The sequence below is a fragment of the Aeromicrobium fastidiosum genome (assembly GCF_017876595.1).
Taxonomy (GTDB): Bacteria; Actinomycetota; Actinomycetes; order Propionibacteriales; family Nocardioidaceae; genus Aeromicrobium; species Aeromicrobium fastidiosum.
Genome location: NZ_JAGIOG010000001.1, coordinates 1,492,967 through 1,509,852, shown reverse-complemented (window position 1 = coordinate 1,509,852; position 16,886 = coordinate 1,492,967). Strand labels below are relative to the sequence as shown.

The following is a 16,886-nucleotide window of genomic DNA, read 5'->3' as shown; positions in this document are numbered from 1 at the left end:
TGGTTACGAAGTCGTGCGGAGTCGTCAACCACACTGAATCCGGGCGTTCTTGTGAGTATGGTTCTCGCGTGAACCCTCGCCTGCACGCCCTGCTGCGTCCTCCCGTCCTGGCGGTCAACACACCGCTGGCCCGACGCCGCACGACCCGCACCCTGGCCGATGCGGCGCGCCCGCTCAAGCTCGAGCTCGGTGGACTCCAGCCCCGCTCCGGGTGGGTCGTGACCAACGTCAACGCCGTGACGCGTCACTACATGGACGCCACCAAGGACTGGCCCCTCGAGGACGGCGCGGTGTCGTACGTCTACTCCGACAACGTCGTCGAGCACATCACGCTCGACGGTGCCCGCCACCTGCTCGCCGAGGCGTTCCGGTGCATGCGACCCGGCGGCAAGATCCGGTTCGTGACGCCCGATCTGCGCGCGCACGTCGACAAGTACATCGCGGGCGTCGTCCCCAAGGGCGATCCGAGCGCCAAGGTCTACGAGGAGATCGGCCTGACCGTCGAGCACCCCATCGACTGGGTCCGCATCCCGATCGCGTCGTTCGGCCACCACACGGGCTACCTGTGGGACTTCGAGACGATGGCCGCCGAGCTCGAGCGTGCCGGCTTCTCCGACGTGACCCGCTACGACCACGGCGTCAGCGACGACCCCGAGCTCGCGGGCATCGACCTGCGGGCCGACGAGGGCGGCGTGCAGCTCGCGGTCGAAGCGACCCGCTGAGCCTGTCCCCGATGCGCATCGCGATCCTCGCCACGGGTTGGGCGGGGTTCAACGACGCCGCGTGCCGGCTGCTGGCGGCGCGCGGCGTCGAGCTGCTCGTGGTGCACGAGGGCAACGTTCAGGACACCGCGTACGCGTCGCACGGTGTGGCGTCGTACGCGACGGAGCACCTCTGGAGCGGAGAGCCCGCCGACGGCGAGATCTCCCGTGCCGTCGCGGCCTTCCGGCCCGATGCGGTGCTGATGCACTCGTGGCACTTCACCCCGTACCGCGAGGCCGTCAAGGCCCTCCCCGCCGGCACGTTGCGCGTCCTGTGGATGGACAACGTCTGGCGCAACGTCCCCAAGCAGTGGCTCGGCCGCGCCGCAGCGCCCGTGTGGGTGCGGCCCCTGTTCGACTGCGTCATGGTGCCGAGCGACCGCACCGAGTTCTTCGCCCGGCGGCTCGGCTTCGGCGAGGCCGACGTCATCCGTGGATCGCTCTCGGCCGACACGACGGTGTTCGGGTCGGACGTCCGCGACGGCTCCGAGATCGCCTCGCACCGGCGGTTCCTCGCGTGCCTGCGGCTCGTGCACCACAAGGGTGCCGACGTCCTGGCCGAGGCCTACCGCCTCTACCGCGACGCCTGCACCACCGAGCCCTGGACCCTGCAGGTCGCCGGCCTCGGCGAGATGGCCTCGGCGTTCGAGGGCATCGAGGGAGTCGAGATGCTGGGCTTCCGACAGCCGTCCGAGGTCGCCGACCTGATGCGCTCCTCGTCGGCGCTCGTCGTGCCGTCCCGCATCGATCCCTACGGCGTCGTGGTGCACGAGGGTGCCGTCAGCGGACTGCCGATCATCTCGACCTACCTGGTCGGCGCCGTGCCGTCGTTCGTGCAGGACGGCCAGAACGGCTGGGTCGTCCGGAGCGACGACGCCGCGGCGCTGACCACGGCGATGGCCCGCACCAGCGCCCTCGACGCGGACCGACTCGGCGAGATGTCGGCCGTCAGCCGCAGCCTCGGCAGTCGCACGAGCTCGGCCGGGTGGGCGCGCAACCTCCACGAGCAGGTCGAGTGGCGGCTCGCCGACCTGCGCCGGAACCGCTGAACCGACCACGTCCGGCCTGGCCGTCGTCAGGTGCGGTGACGCAGCCAGTCGACCAGCTCGGCCTGAGCGGTCAGCGCCGCGTCCCGGCGCTGAACGAAGCGTTCGGCCACGCCGTGCGCGGCCACCGAGCCCAGGTCGCCGATCGCCGCGACAGCAGCCTCCGCGAAGTCGGCGTCGACCGGCACGAGGTGCTGCGGTGCCACCATGCCGGGCAGGCAGCCGACCGCGCAGGCGATGGTCGGCACGCCGTGCCGTGACGCGTCGAGCACGACGAGCGGCTCGGCCTCGTGGACGTAGCGGCTCGGGAACACGAACACGTCGATCTGCTCGTAGAACGCGTCGATGCCGTCGCGCTCGACCCGCCCCAGCACGGTCAGCGCGTCCCCCAGCTCGGCGACGGCGTCGGCCACGAGAGCCTCGGCCTCCGGCGTGGCCGGGGGGCCGCCGAGCAGCAGCCGGACGTCGAGCCCTGCCGCCACGGCCCTGCGCAGCGTGTCGATCACGTCGGCCAGGCCCTTGTCGACCGACAGGTTGCTGAGGTGTCCGAGGACGATGGTGCGGCCGGCATCCGCCTGGGCCAGGGGGCCCGGCGCGGCCATCAGGCCCGCGTTGGAGCACACTCGGACGTCCCCGACCGACGGGTAGCGGGCGCGCAGCCCCTCCCCCATGCCCTCGCACAGCGCGACGTGGGTCAGCCGACGTCCGCCTGCGCGGGTCAGGGCGCGCATCGCCGGCATCGTCCGGTCGACGTACGCGTACGAGTGGTGGTGGAAGACGACGCGACGGCCCGTGAGGCGTCCGAGGAGCACCACGACCGCCTGGTACCAGAGCGTCGGACCCCCGGCACCGCCGATGTAGACCGATCCGCGACCGGACCCACGACGCGGCACGGCAAGACGGAGCAGGCCGCCGATCATCTGCCGCAGGCGCGGCACCAGGCCGGCTCCGCCCCCTGTGTCGATCGCGACGAGGCGCGTCGACGTGGCCTCGACACCCTCGCGCACCTGCTGGGTGACGCGCGCGGCACCGTGCACCGGCGGAGGGATGGGGCCGAACAGCCACACCGTGGTCGTGTCGGGAGAGGTCACCCCAGTGAAACTAGACCACTGCATGCGCGCGGGCCGCCAGGCGCTGCGCAGGAGCCCGGACGTCACGTCGGTGCCCGTAGAGTTCGTGCGTGAAGTTCCTCAACGACCTGCAGCCCTCCCACGACCTCACGTACAACGACGTGTTCATGGTCCCCGGCCGCTCCGACGTCATCAGCCGCTTCGACGTCGACCTCGCGACGGCCGACGGGACGGGCACGACGCTGCCCCTCGTCGTGGCCAACATGACCGCCGTCTCCGGACGTCGCATGGCCGAGACGATCGCCCGCCGCGGCGGCATCGCGATCATCCCGCAGGACATCCCGCTCGACATCGTCGCCGCGACGGTCGCCCGCGTGAAGTCCGCCCACACGGTCTACGACACGCCCGTCACGGTGTCGCCCACGACGACGGTCGGCGAGGCCATGAGCCTCATCCCGAAGCGGGCACACGGCGCCGTGGTCGTCGTCGAGGACGGCCGCGTGCTGGGCGTCGTCACGGAGCGTGACGGTGCCGAGGTCGACCGCTTCGCGCAGGTGCGCGAGGTCATGACGGCCGAGGTGCTGACCTTCGAGGCCGGTCAGGACCCGCGGACGTGCTTCGACGCCATGAGCGCGCACCACGTCGACGTCGCGCCGGTGGTCGACGGCGGCCGGCTGGTGGGCGTGCTGACCCGCAAGGCGGCCCTGCGGTCGACGATCTACGAACCCGCCGTCGACCCCGAGGGACACCTCGTGATCGGCGCCGCGGTCGGCATCAACGGCGACGTGTCGCGCAAGGCCGAGGCGCTGCTCGCGATGGGCATCGACGTCCTCGTCGTCGACACCGCGCACGGTCACCAGGACAAGATGCTCGAGGCCCTGCCGCTCGTCGCGGTCGCCCGCAACGCCCACGCGGCGGCGACGGGCCGGCGCGTCCCCATAGCGGCGGGCAACGTCGTGTCGGCAGCGGGCGTGCGCGACCTCGTCGCCGCCGGTGCCGACATCGTCAAGGTCGGTGTCGGACCGGGTGCGATGTGCACGACCCGCATGATGACGGGCGTCGGACGTCCCCAGTTCTCCGCGGTGCTCGAGTGCGCCGAGGCGGCCCGGGTCGCCGGTGCCCACGTCTGGGCCGACGGCGGCGTCCGCTACCCCCGCGACGTCGCGCTGGCACTGGCTGCGGGGGCCGCGAGCGTCATGATCGGCTCGTGGTTCGCCGGCACCCTCGAGAGCCCCGGCGACCTGCGGACCGGGCCCGACGGACGTCCCTACAAGGAGTCGTTCGGCATGGCCTCGGCGCGCGCGGTGTCCAATCGCACCCGCGACGCCGCGGGGTTCGAGCGGGCGCGCATGGGACTGTTCGAGGAGGGCATCTCGTCATCGCGGATGTTCCTCGACCCCGACCGTCCCGGCGTCGAGGACCTCGTCGACCAGATCATCGCGGGCGTGCGGTCGAGCGCGACGTACGCGGGCGCGCGGTCGATCGAGGAGTTCCACGACCGGGCGGTCGTCGGCCTGCAGAGCTCGGCCGGCTACGACGAGGGACGACCGCTCAGCACGTCCTGGACCTGACCCGGCTGCTGCTGCCTGACGCCGTCGAGGATCAGCGACAGGCCGAGGTCGAACGATCCCGCGCCCGGACGGATCTCGGTGTCGCCGAGCGCGCCGACGCTGTCGGCCTGCAGGTGCGTCTGCTCGTCGGAGACGTGGCCGAACACGAAGTGCACCAGCGTGGTGGCCGCGGCGTGAGCGAAGTCGAGCGCGAACCCCCCACGGCCGAGCGCCGCCACCAGCGGGCCGACCGGCGACCGCGTGCCCAGGCCGAAGGCGTGCACCGTCGCGACCAGCTCGGCCCCGTCGCGGTACGCGAGCATCGCGTCGCGCAGCTCGTGGCAGATCGCGACGACCGCGGCGTCCCAGGCCAGCTGGTCGTGCGGCGTGCGTGCACCGCGGTCGAGGATCTCGTCGGCGACGGCCGCCAGCAGCACCTGCTTGCTGGCGAAGTGGTGGTAGAGCGCCGACGGCTGCAGGCCCAGCTCGGAGGCGATGCGGCGCATCGACAGATCGGCCAGGCCGTGCTGGTCGAGCACCGTCACGGCACGCTCGACGACATCGCTCCTGCGATAGCGCACAGCTGCTCCTCCCACGTCACGTTGACATCCGACGGCCACCCTACGCTAACCTGAACGCCGTTCACCTGAGCACCGTTCAGGTTTCGCTTCCCTTCCCCCGCCATCCGCACCAGGAGCACGACGATGAGTACGACCACCCGCCGCACGACCCGCGGCCTCAGCACGACCGATCTCGCTCTCGTCGCGACCTTCGCGGCCCTCATCGCGGTGTGCGCAATCCTGCCGGCCATCAGCACCGGGTCGGGCACCCCGTTCACGCTGCAGATGTTCGCGATCTTCCTCGCCGGTGCCGTCCTTGGCGGCGTGCGCGGCTTCCTGGCCGTCGTGCTCTACCTCGCGGTCGGCACCGCCGGCCTGCCGATCTTCGCGCAGGGGGCGGCCGGCCCCGCCACGTGGGCAGGGGTCACGGGCGGATACCTGCTGGCCTTCCCGCTGGCGGCCCTCATCGTCGGACTGGTCGCCGCGCGCCTGGCCCGCGCCAAGCCCGCGACGTTCATCGTCGTGGTCTCGGTCGTCGCGGCGATCGTGACGCTCGCCGTCGTCGGCACGCTCGGAACCCTCGGGATGGCCGCGAAGCTCGACGTCAGCCTGAAGGTCGCCTGGGGCTACGCGACACCGTTCTTCGTCTACGACATCATCAAGGGTGTGCTCGCCGCCATCGTCGCTGCCTCCGTGCATCGCGCCTTTCCCCAGCTGACCGCCCGGCGCTGACGATGGTGCTGCGGCTGGACGAAGTCTCGGTGTCGGTGACGACTCCCGACGGCGAGCTCGTCCTGCTGCAGCCCATGTCGCTGACGCTGGCGGAGCACCGCATCGGGCTGATCGGCGGCAACGGCTCAGGCAAGTCGACGTTCGCCCGGTTGCTCAACGGGCTGGTCGAGCCGACGACGGGGCACGTGACGATCGACGGTCTCGACACCGTCGACGACGGCCCGGCCGTCCGACGCGCCGTCGGGTTCGTGTTCACCGATCCCGGTGCCCAGCTCGTCATGCCGACCTGCCTCGAGGACGTCGCGCTGTCGTTGCGCCGCACGGTCAAGGACCGCGCGGCACGTCGCGCCGAGGCGCTCGCGATCCTCGAGGCCATCGGGCTGGGCGACAAGGCCGACACCAGCGTCCACGCCCTGTCCGGGGGGCAGAAGCAGATGCTGGCCCTGGCCGGCGTGCTGGCGACGTCTCCCCGCGTGCTGGTGGCGGACGAGCCCACGACGTTGCTCGACCTGCGCAACACCGCGATCGTGGCCGACCGTCTGTTCTCGCTGTCGCAGCAGCTCGTGCTCGTCACGCACGACCTCGACCTCGCACGGCGCTGCGACCGGGTGCTCGTGATCGACGACGCGCAGGTCGTCTTCGACGGCGATCCCGACGCCGCGGTCGAGCACTACCGGGCGAGCGTCCTGTCGTGAGGCGCACCGCGTGAACGAGCTGCTGAGCGCCTACCGACCCGGGTCGACGCTGCTGCATGGCCTCCCGGCCGGCCCCAAGCTGGGTCTCCTGGCCCTCTACGGCGTCGCGACCGTCGTGGCCACCGGGCCGTGGACGGCCACGGGGTTCCTGCTGTTCTCGCTGCTGCTCGTGGCCTGGGTCCGCATCCCGGTGCGGACGACCCTGCGCGCGTTGCGGCCGCTGCTGCTCGTCGTGGTGCTCGTGACGGCGTTCCAGGTGTGGCAGCGGGGGTGGCCGACCGCGGTGCACGTCGTCGGCGACCTGCTGGCGCTGTTCATCGCGGCGCTCGTGTTCACCGCGACGACCCGCATCGACGCGATGCTCGACGCGATCGTCCGCGGCCTCGGACCGTTCCGCCGCCTCGGCGTCAACCCCGAGAAGGTCGCCCTGGGGTTCTCGCTGATGCTGGGCGCATTGCCGGGCGTCATGACGATCGCGCACGAGACTCGCGCCGCCGCCAAGGCCCGGGGCCTCGAGCGCAACCCCCGGGCCCTGCTCGTGCCCATGGCGATCCGCACCGTCGCGCGCGCCTACGACACCGGCGCGGCCCTCCACGCCCGCGGCATCGGCGACGACTGACCCGTTGCCGGAATACCACGTTCTCGTGGTGTTCTGGCACCTACCTCGGGTTGCAACCCACGGTAGGCGCCGGATTACCACGGTCTCGTGGGATCCCGGCACGGGCGGCGGTACCGTCCACGGATGGACAACCTCCTGACGGCGCTGGTCGCGGCGGCTGCACTGGTCGCCGTCCCGGCGTTCGCCCGGTGGTGGCTCCTGGCACGCAGGCCCAGCCTCGGCACCCCCGAGGACCGTGCCACGTTCGAGACCCTCCACACCACGGCCCTCGCCGCGCCGGCCCTGCGCCGCGGGCTCGACGCCGAGAGCGCCGCCAGGTCGCTGCCCCACGTCCGGACGCTCCTGGGCGCGCCCACCGTCGCCATCACCGACACCGAACGGCCCCTCGCGTGGGACGGCCCCGGCAGCCACGACGACGTCGCCGACCTCATGCGGGCCGCGATCGACAGCGGCACGACCCGTGCGTCCGGACGCGCGATCGTGGCACCCCTCGCGGTCGAGGACCGGGTCGTCGGCAGCGTCGTGGTCCTGGCCGACGACGCCTCCGCGGGCCTCGCCCGGGCCACGACCGAGGTCGCCCGGTGGATGTCGAGCCAGCTCGAGCTGGCCGAGCTGGCGACCTCCCGCACCGCGCTGATGGAGGCCGAGCTGCGGGCGCTGCGCGCGCAGATCTCGCCCCACTTCATCTACAACTCGCTCGGCGCGATCGCCTCCTTCGTCCGCACCGATCCCGAGCGGGCCCGCGAGCTGCTGCTCGAGTTCGCGGACTTCACCCGCTACTCGTTCCGCCAGCACGGCGAGTTCACGACCCTGGCCGAGGAGCTGCGCTCGATCGAGCGCTACCTCGTGCTCGAGAAGGCCCGCTTCGGCGACCGGCTCCGGGTCGTCACGCTGATCGCCCCCGAGGTGCTGAGCGTGACCCTGCCGTTCCTGTCGGTGCAGCCGCTGGTCGAGAACGCCGTCCGGCACGGCCTGGAGAGCCGCGCCGGCAACGGCACCATCACGGTCACCGCGATGGACACCGGCCACGAGTGCCTCATCACGATCGAGGACGACGGCGCGGGCGTCGACCCCGAGGTCGTCCGCGCCGCCCTTTCGGGCCAGAACCCCAGCGCGTCGGTGGGGCTGGCGAACGTCGATGAGCGCATGCGGACGGTCTACGGCAACGCGTACGGCATCGTCGTGGAGACCGCCCCGGGCTTCGGCACGAAGGTCACGCTGCGGGTGCCGAAGTTCTCCCCCGACGTCGACGCGGCGGCACCCTGACCCCCGCGGGACTTGTGGCCCGCATCACGCTCGGCGAGGATCGGTGCATGCCCGCCGCGCTGCACGCCCTCGTCGTCGACGACGAGCAGCCCGTGCTCGACGAGCTGGTCTGGCTGCTGCAGCGCGACGACCGCATCGCGTCCGTGCGGGGCACGCACAGCGGCACCGAGGCGTTGCGGCTGCTCGAGCAGGGCGGCATCGACGTGGTGTTCCTCGACGTCGCGATGCCCGGGCTCAGCGGCCTCGACATCGCCCGGCTGCTCGGTCGGTTCCGCGACGCGCCGCGCATCGTCTTCGTCACGGCGCACGAGGCGCATGCCGTCGAGGCCTTCGAGATGAACGCCGTCGACTACCTGCTCAAGCCCATCCGCGAGGAGCGGCTGCGCGAGAGCGTCCGCCGGGCTTCCTCTGACGGCGACCGGGCACCCGCCGTGACCGACGACCAGATCGCGGTGTAGCTCGCAGGCGTCACCCGGTTCGTGTCGCGATCGACGGTCGCGCACGCAGAGGCACAGGGCGACTACGTGCGCCTGCACGTCGAGGACGGGTCGAGCCACCTCATCCGCACCCCGCTCGGCACCCTGGCCGACGAGTGGGCCGATGCCGGGTTCGTCCGCATCCACCGCAGCATCGTGGTCAACCTCGCACACGTCCGTGAGGTCCGCGTGCAGGCCGGACGGTGCAGCGTCGTGGTGCCGTCGGGCGACGACACGATCGAGCTTCAGGTCGCCCGCCGGCACACCCGTGCGCTGCGCGACCTGATCCACGAACGGGCGCTGTGAGCCGGTGACCCAGCCCGAGCACCAGCCCGAGCACACCGGACGCGTCCGCGTCACCAGCCCGCTGACGTCGGCCCCCGCGCACGTCCGCCGCAGCGTCCGCCAGGAGATCGACGAGTCGACCGGCATCGGCGAGATCTACATGCAGTCGCTGATCCGGTCGCAGCTGCGCGCCGCGCTGACCGTGGCCCTCACGCTCCTGCTGTCGGTCGGCGCGCTCCCCCTGACGTTCATGGCCTTCGACACCGTGACCGAGTTCGAGGTGCTGGGGGTGCCGGCTCCGTGGATCATCCTCGGCGTGCTGGTCTACCCGGGGCTGCTGGCGCTCGGCTGGGTCTACGTCCGCCAGGCCGAGAGGGCCGAGCGCGACTTCGCCGACCTGGTCCAGCCCGACCGCACCGAGCCATGACAGTCCTTCGAGCCGTGACACCGTGAACACGACCTACGGCGTCATCGCCGTGGCCCTGGTGTCGCTGGCCACGCTGGGCATCGGCGCGTTCGGGCTGCGCTTCAGCCGCACCACGAGCGACTTCTACGTCGCATCGCGATCGGTCAGCCCGGTCTGGAACAGCTCGGCGATCGGCGGCGAGTATCTCTCGGCCGCCTCGTTCCTGGGGGTCGCCGGACTCGTCCTCGCCTACGGGGCCGACATGCTCTGGTACCCCATCGGCTGGACGACGGGCTACCTCATGCTGCTGGTGTTCGTCGCCGCCCCGCTGCGCCGGTCGGGGGCCTACACGATCCCCGACTTCGCCCAGGTGCGGCTGCAGTCGGTGCGGGTGCGGCAGGTCGCGAGCATCCTGGTCGTCGGCGTCGGCTGGCTGTACCTGATGCCGCAGTTCCAGGGGGCCGGCCTGACGCTGCGCACCGTGACCGGGGCACCCACCTGGGTGGGGACGGTGCTGGTCGCGGTCATCGTCGTGATCAACGTCGTGTCGGGCGGCATGCGCAGCATCACCTTCGTGCAGGCCTTCCAGTACTGGCTCAAGCTCACGGCACTGCTGGTTCCGGTGTTCTTCCTCGTCACGGCCTGGACCGACGACGGCCGCCCGTCGCCCGTCGCGCCCGATGCCTGGTTCACGCCGTTCGGCGGCACCGACGGGCCGGGCCTCTACCTGACCTACTCGGTGCTGGTCGCGACGTTCCTCGGCACGATGGGCCTGCCGCACGTCGTCGTGCGGTTCTACACCAACCCGGACGGACGAGCCGCCCGTCGCACGACGCTGATCGTGCTGGCGCTGCTCGGCACCTTCTACCTGCTCCCGACGATCTACGGCGTCCTCGGACGCGTCTACGCCCGCGACCTGCTGGCGTCCGGCCGCGCCGACACCGTCGTGCTCGAGCTGCCGTCGCGGATGCTCGGGGGTGGCGTCGGCGAGGTGCTGGCGGCCCTGCTCACGGCTGGGGCGTTCGCAGCCTTCCTGTCGACGTCGTCGGGCATCACGATGTCGATCGCCGGGGTCATCGGGCAGGGCCTGTCGCGCGAGCGCTCGTCCCGGCGGCACCTCAGCACCATCGCCGCCGTGCGGCTCGCGGCGGCCGGCGGCATCCTGGTGCCGCTCGTGCTCGCCCTGTCGGCCGAGCGCATCGCGGTGGCCAACTCCGTCACGTTCGCCTTCGCGCTGGCCGCGTCGACGTTCTGCCCCCTGCTGGTGCTCGGCATCTGGTGGCGGGGACTCACGGCACCCGGCGCGATCGCCGGCATGATCGGCGGCGGACTGTGCGCCGGCATCGCCCCCGTCATGACGATCGCGTGGGGCCCCGACGGCTGGCTCGGCGTGCTGATGAGCCAGCCTGCGGCCTGGTCGGTGCCGGTCGGCTTCGGACTGATGGTCGGCGTCTCCCTGCTGACCCGCTCCGCCGTGCCGGGCAACGTCTCGCGCACCATGGTGCGGCTGCACACCCCCGAGCACATCGCCGTCGACCGCCGGCCCTGACGGCATCCCACGGTCTCGTGGGATTCGCGCACCTACCTCGGGTTGCAACCCTCGGTGAGTGCCAGAACACCACGGTCTCGTGGGATCCCGGCAACCGTTCATCGCGCTCGGACGACCGCTCGTCGCCCGCGACCGACCGCACGCCGCACCACATCGCCGCCTCGCCGCAGAGGAGCCTTGGTGATCTGGCTCACACGGATGGGCGGTCCTAGCGTCGTGGACGGCCGTGCTCCCCGCGCTGCCACCACACGGAAGAGGTGAACCATCGTGGCGGAGAGAGCGACTCCCCAGGCCCAGGCGGCCTACGACCGCATCCACGCGTCGGACGAGTTCAAGCAGCTGAAGAAGACCTACATGGGCTTCGTCGTGCCGATGACCGTCGGGTTCATGGTCTGGTACCTGCTGTACGTGCTGTGCTCCAACTACGCGCCCGGGCTGATGAACACCCAGGTCTTCGGCAACGTCAACATCGCGCTGCTGTGGGGCCTGCTGCAGTTCATCACGACCTTCGGCATCGCGTTCTGGTACGCGCGCTTCTCCGCCAAGAACATGGACCCCATCGCCGACGCCCTCAACGAGGCCTACGAGAAGGAGGCCAACGCATGAGCACCTCGCTCGCGGGCATCACGTTCGCCCAGGCGTCGTCGTCGAACGACCACCAGGCCCTGACCGCCACCCTGTTCCTGCTCGTCGTGCTGCTGACCGTGGGCATCACGTTCTGGGCCAGCCGCAACACCAAGACCGCGGCCGACTACTACGCCGGCGGACGCAGCTTCAGCGGCGTGCAGAACGGCTTCGCGATCGGCGGCGACTACATGTCGGCCGCCTCGTTCCTCGGCATCTCGGGTGCCATCGCGCTGTCGGGCTACGACGGCTTCCTGTACTCGATCGGCTTCCTCGTCGCCTGGCTCGTGGCCCTGCTGCTGGTCGCCGAGCTGCTGCGCAACTCCGGCCGCTACACGATGGCCGACCAGCTCGCCTACCGGATGCGGCAGACCCCCGTCCGCACCGCCGCGGCGACGTCGACGATCGTCGTGTCGATCTTCTACCTGCTGGCCCAGATGGTCGGTGCCGGCGCGCTCGTGTCGCTGCTGCTCGGCGTCGACAGCCAGACCGCCAAGAACCTGACGATCGTCGCGGTCGGCATCCTGATGATCTTCTACGTCGTGATCGGCGGCATGAAGGGCACGACGTGGGTGCAGATCGTCAAGGCCGTGCTGCTGATGGGCGGCACGATCCTGATCAGCGTCCTGGTGCTCGCCAAGTTCGGCTTCAACGTGTCCGACCTGCTGGGCCAGGCCGCCCAGAACAGCGGCAAGGGCTCGGCGTTCCTCGAGCCGGGGCTCAAGTACGGCGCGACCACGACCAGCAAGATCGACTTCATCTCGCTGGGCATCGCCCTGGTGCTCGGCACCGCCGGCCTGCCGCACATCCTGGTGCGGTTCTACACCGTCCCGACCGCCCGCCAGGCCCGCCAGTCGGTGCTGTGGGCCATCGGCATCATCGGCTCGTTCTACCTGCTGACCCTGATCCTCGGCTTCGGTGCCGCAGCCCTCGTGACCGGCGACGCCAAGCAGCGGATCATCGACTCCGGCGGCAACCTGGCCTCGCCGCTGCTGGCCGAAGCCGTCGGCGGTGGTCCCGGCACGACGGGTGGCGCGATCCTGCTGGCCCTGATCTCGGCCGTCGCGTTCGCGACGATCCTCGCGGTCGTCGCCGGCCTGACGCTGACCTCGGCCTCGTCCGTGGCCCACGACCTGTACGCCAGCGTCTGGAAGAAGGGCGAGGCCTCGGGTGCCGACGAGATCAAGGTCGCCCGCATCTCGGCGTTCGTCATCGGCGGCATCGCGATCGCGCTGGCCATCCCGGGCCAGAGCCTCAACGTCGCGTTCCTGGTGGCCCTGGCCTTCGCGGTCGCGGCCTCGGCCAACCTGCCGGCCCTGCTGTTCAACCTGTTCTGGAAGCGCTTCAACACCCGCGGCGTGCTCTGGAGCATCTACGGCGGACTGATCTCGTCGGTGGGGCTCGTGATCTTCTCGCCGATCGTCTCGGGCAAGGGCGTCGACGCGACCGGCAAGAACCTGTCGCTGCTGCCGACGAGCGTCGACATCAGCTGGTTCCCGCTCGAGAACCCCGGCATCGTGTCGATCCCGCTGGGCTTCCTGCTCGGCTACCTCGGCACCATCACGTCGAAGGAGCGGTCGAGCGAGGACCGGTTCGCCGAGCTCGAGGTGCGGTCGCTGACGGGGGCGGGATCAGAAAAATAGTGCGCGCGGCTCCTGCGTCGCCACTCCAGCGCTTCGTGCCTCAGCGCTGCCGTGCTTCGCACGGGCGCCTGCCTTCGCTCGCTGCGCTCGCTCGGCCCATGCGGGCGACCGACCTGCTCCGCAGGTCAGGGGAGGAGGCCGTGGCGGCGGGCAGCCGTCACGGCCTCGTGCCTCGACCGGGCACCCAGCCGCGTCATGGCGCTGCGCAGATAGCTCTTGACCGTCTCGGGCCCGAGCCCCAGGCGGTCGGCGATCTCGCTGTTGCGGCATCCCGCGGCGACGAGCGACACGACGTCGAGCTGGCGGGCCGTCAGGGTGACACCGGACGGCGACGGGCCGCTCAGCAGCGCGTCGAGGCGCTCCCGGGTCGACGGATCGTGCGTCTCGCGGGCGATGACCCTCATCTGCGCGAAGGCGTCGCGCAGCCGCTGCAGCTCGGCGGTCTCGGCACCCGCCGCGGCGACCGACTGCTCGAGCCGCACCCGGCGGTCGACCTCGTCGCGGATCGCCATCTCGTCGGACACCTTGCGGGACTCGACCACGAGGCCCTCGAGCGCCGCCTCCGAGAGCTGCTCGGCACCTCGGGTGCCGGCGTACAGCAGGCCGCGCACCTCGTCGCGGACGACCAGCGGGACGACCGCGAGGAACGTGACGCGTTCGCCGAGGATCTGCCGGTCGTACTCGTGGGTGATGTCCTCGGACGTCCCGTAGTCGCGGACGAACGCCGGGCGGCGGCTGATCCACGTCCGCCCACCGAGCCCGCGAGACGGCTTGATCGTGATCGACGCGAGGTCGTGCGTGACCTCGCCGAGCGTGAGGGTGACCGGCACCCCGCTGTCGTCGCGCAGCCCGCCGAAGACCAGGGGCACCCCGCCCTCGCGGCGCAGGCGTGCGGCCGCGGCGCGCAGCAGGTCCAGATCGTCCCGACGCAGGTCGATCGGCACCGCGCACCCCCTTTCGGGGCTAGACCATCCGTGACCGCCACCACACGATGTGGGGTAGACCACACCAGTTTGTCACGGGCGCGGCATCGCGTCGCCCCGGCCGGACCGTGAACCGAGGAGCACCATGACCGAGCAGAACATCAGCAACCTGTCCCGCGAGGACCGCACGTTCGACCCGCCCGCCGACCTCGCCGCGAACGCCAACGTCACGGCCGATGTGTACGACACGGCCGCCGCTGATCGTCCGGCGTTCTGGGGCGAGCAGGCCGAGCGGCTCGACTGGGGCACGCCGTTCACCGAGGTGCTCGACTGGTCCAACCCCCCGTTCGCGAAGTGGTTCGTCGGCGGCACCCTCAACGCTGCCTACAACTGCGTCGACCGCCACGTCGAGGCCGGCCACGGCGACCGTGTCGCCCTGCACTTCGTCGGCGAGCCCGAGGGCGACACCCGCGACATCACCTACGCCCAGCTCAAGGACGAGGTGAGTCGCGCCGCCAACGCCTTCGAGGAGCTGGGCGTCGAGGCCGGTGACCGCGTCGCGATCTACCTGCCGATGATCCCCGAGGCTGTCATCGCGATGCTGGCCTGCGCGCGCATCGGTGCCCCGCACACCGTCGTGTTCGGCGGCTTCAGCTCCGACGCCCTCGCGAGCCGCGTGACCGACTGCGGCGCGAAGCTCATCGTGACCGCCGACGGCGGCTTCCGTCGCGGTGCAGCGAGCGCGCTGAAGCCCGCCGTCGACGAGGCCCTGGTCAAGATCGACAACGAGAACACCGCGATCGTCGAGAACGTGCTGGTCGTGCGCCGCACGGGCCAGGACGTCGCCTTCGACAGCAGCATCGACAGCTGGTGGCACGAGGTCGTCGACGAGGCCTCCGAGATCCACGAGCCGCAGATGTTCGACTCCGAGCACCCGCTCTACGTCATGTACACCTCGGGCACGACGGGCTCCCCCAAGGGCATCCTGCACACCACGGGCGGCTACCTCGTGCAGTCGGCGTGGACGTTCTGGGCGGTCTTCGACCACAAGCCCACGGATGTCTACTGGTGCACCGCCGACGTCGGCTGGGTCACCGGCCACTCCTACATCGTCTACGGACCGCTGGCCAACGGCGCGACGCAGGTGCTCTACGAGGGCACGCCCGACACCCCGCACCGGGGTCGCTGGTGGGAGATCATCGAGACGTACAAGGTCTCGCTGTTCTACACGGCACCCACCGCGATCCGCACGTGCATGAAGTGGGGCGAGGAGATCCCGGCGAAGCACGACCTCAGCTCGCTGCGCATCCTCGGCTCGGTCGGCGAGTCGATCAACCCCGAGGCGTACGTCTGGTACCGCGAGAACATCGGCGGGGGCACGACGCCCATCGTCGACACGTGGTGGCAGACCGAGACCGGCGCACACATGATCAGCCCGCTGCCCGGCGTCACGTCCGGCAAGCCGGGCTCGGCCATGACAGCGATCCCCGGGATCGCCGCCGAGGTCGTCGACGACGCGGGGCATCCCGTCGAGAATGGCGAGGGCGGCTACCTCGTCATCACCGAGCCGTGGCCCTCGATGCTGCGGACGATCTGGGGCGACGACGACCGCTACCGGCAGACCTACTGGTCGCGCTGGCCGCAGTACTACTTCGCCGGCGACGGCGCCCGCAAGGACGCCGACGGGGCGATCTGGCTGCTCGGACGCGTCGACGACGTCATGAACGTCTCGGGCCACCGGCTCTCGACGACCGAGATCGAGTCGGCCCTGGTGTCGCACCCCAAGGTCGCCGAGGCCGCGGTCGTCGGCGCCACCGACGACACGACGGGCCAGGCAGTGGTGGCCTTCGTGATCCTGCGCGAGAGCGCGGGCTCGGGCGACCAGGGCGACGAGATCGTGCAGGAGCTGCGGGCTCACGTCGGCAAGGAGATCGGCCCCATCGCCAAGCCGCGCACCATCATGGTCGTCCCCGAGCTGCCCAAGACCCGCTCGGGCAAGATCATGCGCCGGCTGCTGCGCGACGTCGCCGAGAACCGCGAGGTCGGCAACACCACGACGCTCGCCGATGCGGGGGTCATGGACCTCATCACGAGCGGCATGAAGACCGCGAAGGACGACGACTGACCGACACCGTCGAGCGCCCCTGACCCGAACCTCGGGTCAGGGGCGCTCGTGCGTGGGACGTGGAGGTCGGGACGGGCGCCGGACGCTGACCTGCACCCTGCCACGGATCACTTGTAGGCTCGCACGCATGAGCACCCACGACGAGCCGACCATCGGCCGGTTGATCGGCGACGCATCGCGCGACCTGACGCTGCTGCTCCAGAGCGTCGTCAAGCTGGCCAAGAGCGAGCTGAGCGTCAGCGTCAAGGCCGGCGGCATCGGTGCCGGCATGATCTTGGTCTCCGCGTTCTTCGGGCTGCTCATCATCGTCATGCTGTCGATCTCGGCGGCCTACTTCATCGTCATGGCCGGTCTCGACCCCGCGTGGGCGTTCCTGATCGTGGCAGGCTTCTACCTGCTGCTCGTGGCGCTTCTCATCGTCGTCGGCATCAAGCTGCTCAAGAAGGTGCGGGTGCCGGCCAAGACCATCGCCGCGGCGAAGGACATCCCACAGGCCCTGAAGGGCCAGCACTCGCAGGACCCCGTGCCGACCCTGCCCGGCCACCGCCGCTAGGCA

At 71.1% G+C, this 16,886-nt stretch carries 18 protein-coding genes; 15 read left to right on the top strand and 3 right to left on the bottom strand.

Features of this window, described 5'->3' with window-relative positions:
- Positions 1 to 68 precede the first annotated feature (68 nt).
- Complete coding sequence (locus tag JOF40_RS07465; RefSeq protein WP_188111723.1) at positions 69 to 722, top strand: class I SAM-dependent methyltransferase; 654 nt, start codon at positions 69 to 71, stop codon at positions 720 to 722.
- Between the two features lie 11 nt (positions 723 to 733).
- On the top strand, positions 734 to 1,810 hold the full coding sequence (locus JOF40_RS07460) for a glycosyltransferase family 4 protein (protein WP_129181513.1): 1,077 nt from the start codon (positions 734 to 736) through the stop codon (positions 1,808 to 1,810).
- Between the two features lie 26 nt (positions 1,811 to 1,836).
- Here JOF40_RS07460 and JOF40_RS20210 read toward each other — a convergent pair whose 3' ends face one another.
- Positions 1,837 to 2,898 (bottom strand): glycosyltransferase family 4 protein, encoded by a 1,062-nt coding sequence (locus JOF40_RS20210; protein ID WP_188111722.1) that lies wholly within the window; start codon positions 2,896 to 2,898, stop codon positions 1,837 to 1,839.
- An 89-nt stretch (positions 2,899 to 2,987) separates the two neighbouring features.
- On the opposite strand from JOF40_RS20210, the gene JOF40_RS07450 reads away from it, so the two are divergent.
- Positions 2,988 to 4,448, top strand: a complete 1,461-nt coding sequence (locus JOF40_RS07450; protein WP_129181509.1) for a GuaB1 family IMP dehydrogenase-related protein — start codon at positions 2,988 to 2,990, stop codon at positions 4,446 to 4,448.
- Here JOF40_RS07450 and JOF40_RS07445 read toward each other — a convergent pair.
- The gene (locus tag JOF40_RS07445; protein WP_129181507.1) at positions 4,409 to 5,008 is read right to left on the bottom strand and encodes a TetR/AcrR family transcriptional regulator C-terminal domain-containing protein; all 600 of its coding nucleotides are present in this window, start codon (positions 5,006 to 5,008) and stop codon (positions 4,409 to 4,411) included. The genes JOF40_RS07450 and JOF40_RS07445 overlap by 40 nt on opposite strands.
- A 123-nt stretch (positions 5,009 to 5,131) precedes the next feature.
- Here JOF40_RS07445 and JOF40_RS07440 point away from each other — a divergent pair, with 123 nt between their 5' ends.
- The 10 genes from JOF40_RS07440 to JOF40_RS07400 all read left to right on the top strand — a co-directional run bounded on the left by JOF40_RS07440 (position 5,132) and on the right by JOF40_RS07400 (position 13,282).
- The gene (locus JOF40_RS07440) at positions 5,132 to 5,719 is read left to right on the top strand and encodes a biotin transporter BioY (protein ID WP_129181505.1); all 588 of its coding nucleotides are present in this window, start codon (positions 5,132 to 5,134) and stop codon (positions 5,717 to 5,719) included.
- A 35-nt stretch (positions 5,720 to 5,754) separates the two neighbouring features.
- Positions 5,755 to 6,414: an energy-coupling factor ABC transporter ATP-binding protein gene (locus tag JOF40_RS07435; RefSeq protein ID WP_246152798.1), complete on the top strand. Its 660-nt coding sequence runs from the start codon at positions 5,755 to 5,757 to the stop codon at positions 6,412 to 6,414.
- Positions 6,415 to 6,424: 10 nt separating this feature from the next.
- Positions 6,425 to 7,033, top strand: a complete 609-nt coding sequence (locus JOF40_RS07430) for an energy-coupling factor transporter transmembrane component T family protein (protein ID WP_129181502.1) — start codon at positions 6,425 to 6,427, stop codon at positions 7,031 to 7,033.
- A gap of 123 nt (positions 7,034 to 7,156) precedes the next feature.
- On the top strand, positions 7,157 to 8,299 hold the full coding sequence (locus tag JOF40_RS07425) for a sensor histidine kinase (protein ID WP_129181500.1): 1,143 nt from the start codon (positions 7,157 to 7,159) through the stop codon (positions 8,297 to 8,299).
- 47 nt (positions 8,300 to 8,346) lie between these two features.
- Complete coding sequence (locus JOF40_RS19660; protein WP_245343105.1) at positions 8,347 to 8,757, top strand: LytR/AlgR family response regulator transcription factor; 411 nt, start codon at positions 8,347 to 8,349, stop codon at positions 8,755 to 8,757.
- 21 nt (positions 8,758 to 8,778) lie between these two features.
- The gene (locus JOF40_RS19655; RefSeq protein WP_246152797.1) at positions 8,779 to 9,081 is read left to right on the top strand and encodes a LytTR family DNA-binding domain-containing protein; all 303 of its coding nucleotides are present in this window, start codon (positions 8,779 to 8,781) and stop codon (positions 9,079 to 9,081) included.
- 4 nt (positions 9,082 to 9,085) lie between these two features.
- Positions 9,086 to 9,487, top strand: coding sequence for a hypothetical protein (locus JOF40_RS07415; RefSeq protein ID WP_129181498.1), 402 nt, complete (start codon positions 9,086 to 9,088; stop codon positions 9,485 to 9,487).
- A 22-nt stretch (positions 9,488 to 9,509) separates the two neighbouring features.
- Positions 9,510 to 11,015 carry a sodium/solute symporter gene (locus tag JOF40_RS07410; protein WP_129181496.1) on the top strand — a complete coding sequence of 502 codons (1,506 nt, stop codon included), beginning with the start codon at positions 9,510 to 9,512 and terminating at the stop codon, positions 11,013 to 11,015.
- A gap of 267 nt (positions 11,016 to 11,282) precedes the next feature.
- A complete protein-coding gene (locus tag JOF40_RS07405) occupies positions 11,283 to 11,621 on the top strand; it encodes a DUF485 domain-containing protein (protein WP_246152796.1) in 339 nt (112 codons plus the stop codon).
- Entirely contained in the window at positions 11,618 to 13,282 is a 1,665-nt protein-coding gene (locus tag JOF40_RS07400) for a monocarboxylic acid transporter (RefSeq protein ID WP_129181492.1), read from the top strand. The genes JOF40_RS07405 and JOF40_RS07400 overlap by 4 nt, the downstream gene beginning before the upstream one ends.
- 125 nt (positions 13,283 to 13,407) lie before the next feature.
- Here JOF40_RS07400 and JOF40_RS20205 read toward each other — a convergent pair whose 3' ends face one another.
- A complete protein-coding gene (locus JOF40_RS20205; protein ID WP_129181490.1) occupies positions 13,408 to 14,226 on the bottom strand; it encodes a LuxR C-terminal-related transcriptional regulator in 819 nt (272 codons plus the stop codon).
- A 124-nt stretch (positions 14,227 to 14,350) separates the two neighbouring features.
- Here JOF40_RS20205 and acs point away from each other — a divergent pair, with 124 nt between their 5' ends.
- On the top strand, positions 14,351 to 16,330 hold the full coding sequence (gene acs, locus JOF40_RS07390; RefSeq protein ID WP_129181488.1) for an acetate--CoA ligase: 1,980 nt from the start codon (positions 14,351 to 14,353) through the stop codon (positions 16,328 to 16,330).
- A gap of 127 nt (positions 16,331 to 16,457) precedes the next feature.
- Positions 16,458 to 16,883: a phage holin family protein gene (locus JOF40_RS07385; protein WP_129181486.1), complete on the top strand. Its 426-nt coding sequence runs from the start codon at positions 16,458 to 16,460 to the stop codon at positions 16,881 to 16,883.
- Positions 16,884 to 16,886 lie beyond the last annotated feature (3 nt).

Bases quoted from the DNA above. Each gene is read 5' to 3' on its own strand.
- JOF40_RS07460 (WP_129181513.1), top strand. From the start codon at position 734: ATGCGCATCGCGATCCTCGCCACGGGTTGGGCGGGGTTCAACGACGCC.
- JOF40_RS07440 (WP_129181505.1), top strand. From the start codon at position 5,132: ATGAGTACGACCACCCGCCGCACGACCCGCGGCCTCAGCACGACCGAT.
- JOF40_RS07425 (WP_129181500.1), top strand. From the start codon at position 7,157: ATGGACAACCTCCTGACGGCGCTGGTCGCGGCGGCTGCACTGGTCGCC.
- JOF40_RS19660 (WP_245343105.1), top strand. From the start codon at position 8,347: ATGCCCGCCGCGCTGCACGCCCTCGTCGTCGACGACGAGCAGCCCGTG.
- JOF40_RS07400 (WP_129181492.1), top strand. From the start codon at position 11,618: ATGAGCACCTCGCTCGCGGGCATCACGTTCGCCCAGGCGTCGTCGTCG.
- acs (WP_129181488.1), top strand. From the start codon at position 14,351: ATGACCGAGCAGAACATCAGCAACCTGTCCCGCGAGGACCGCACGTTC.
- JOF40_RS07385 (WP_129181486.1), top strand. From the start codon at position 16,458: ATGAGCACCCACGACGAGCCGACCATCGGCCGGTTGATCGGCGACGCA.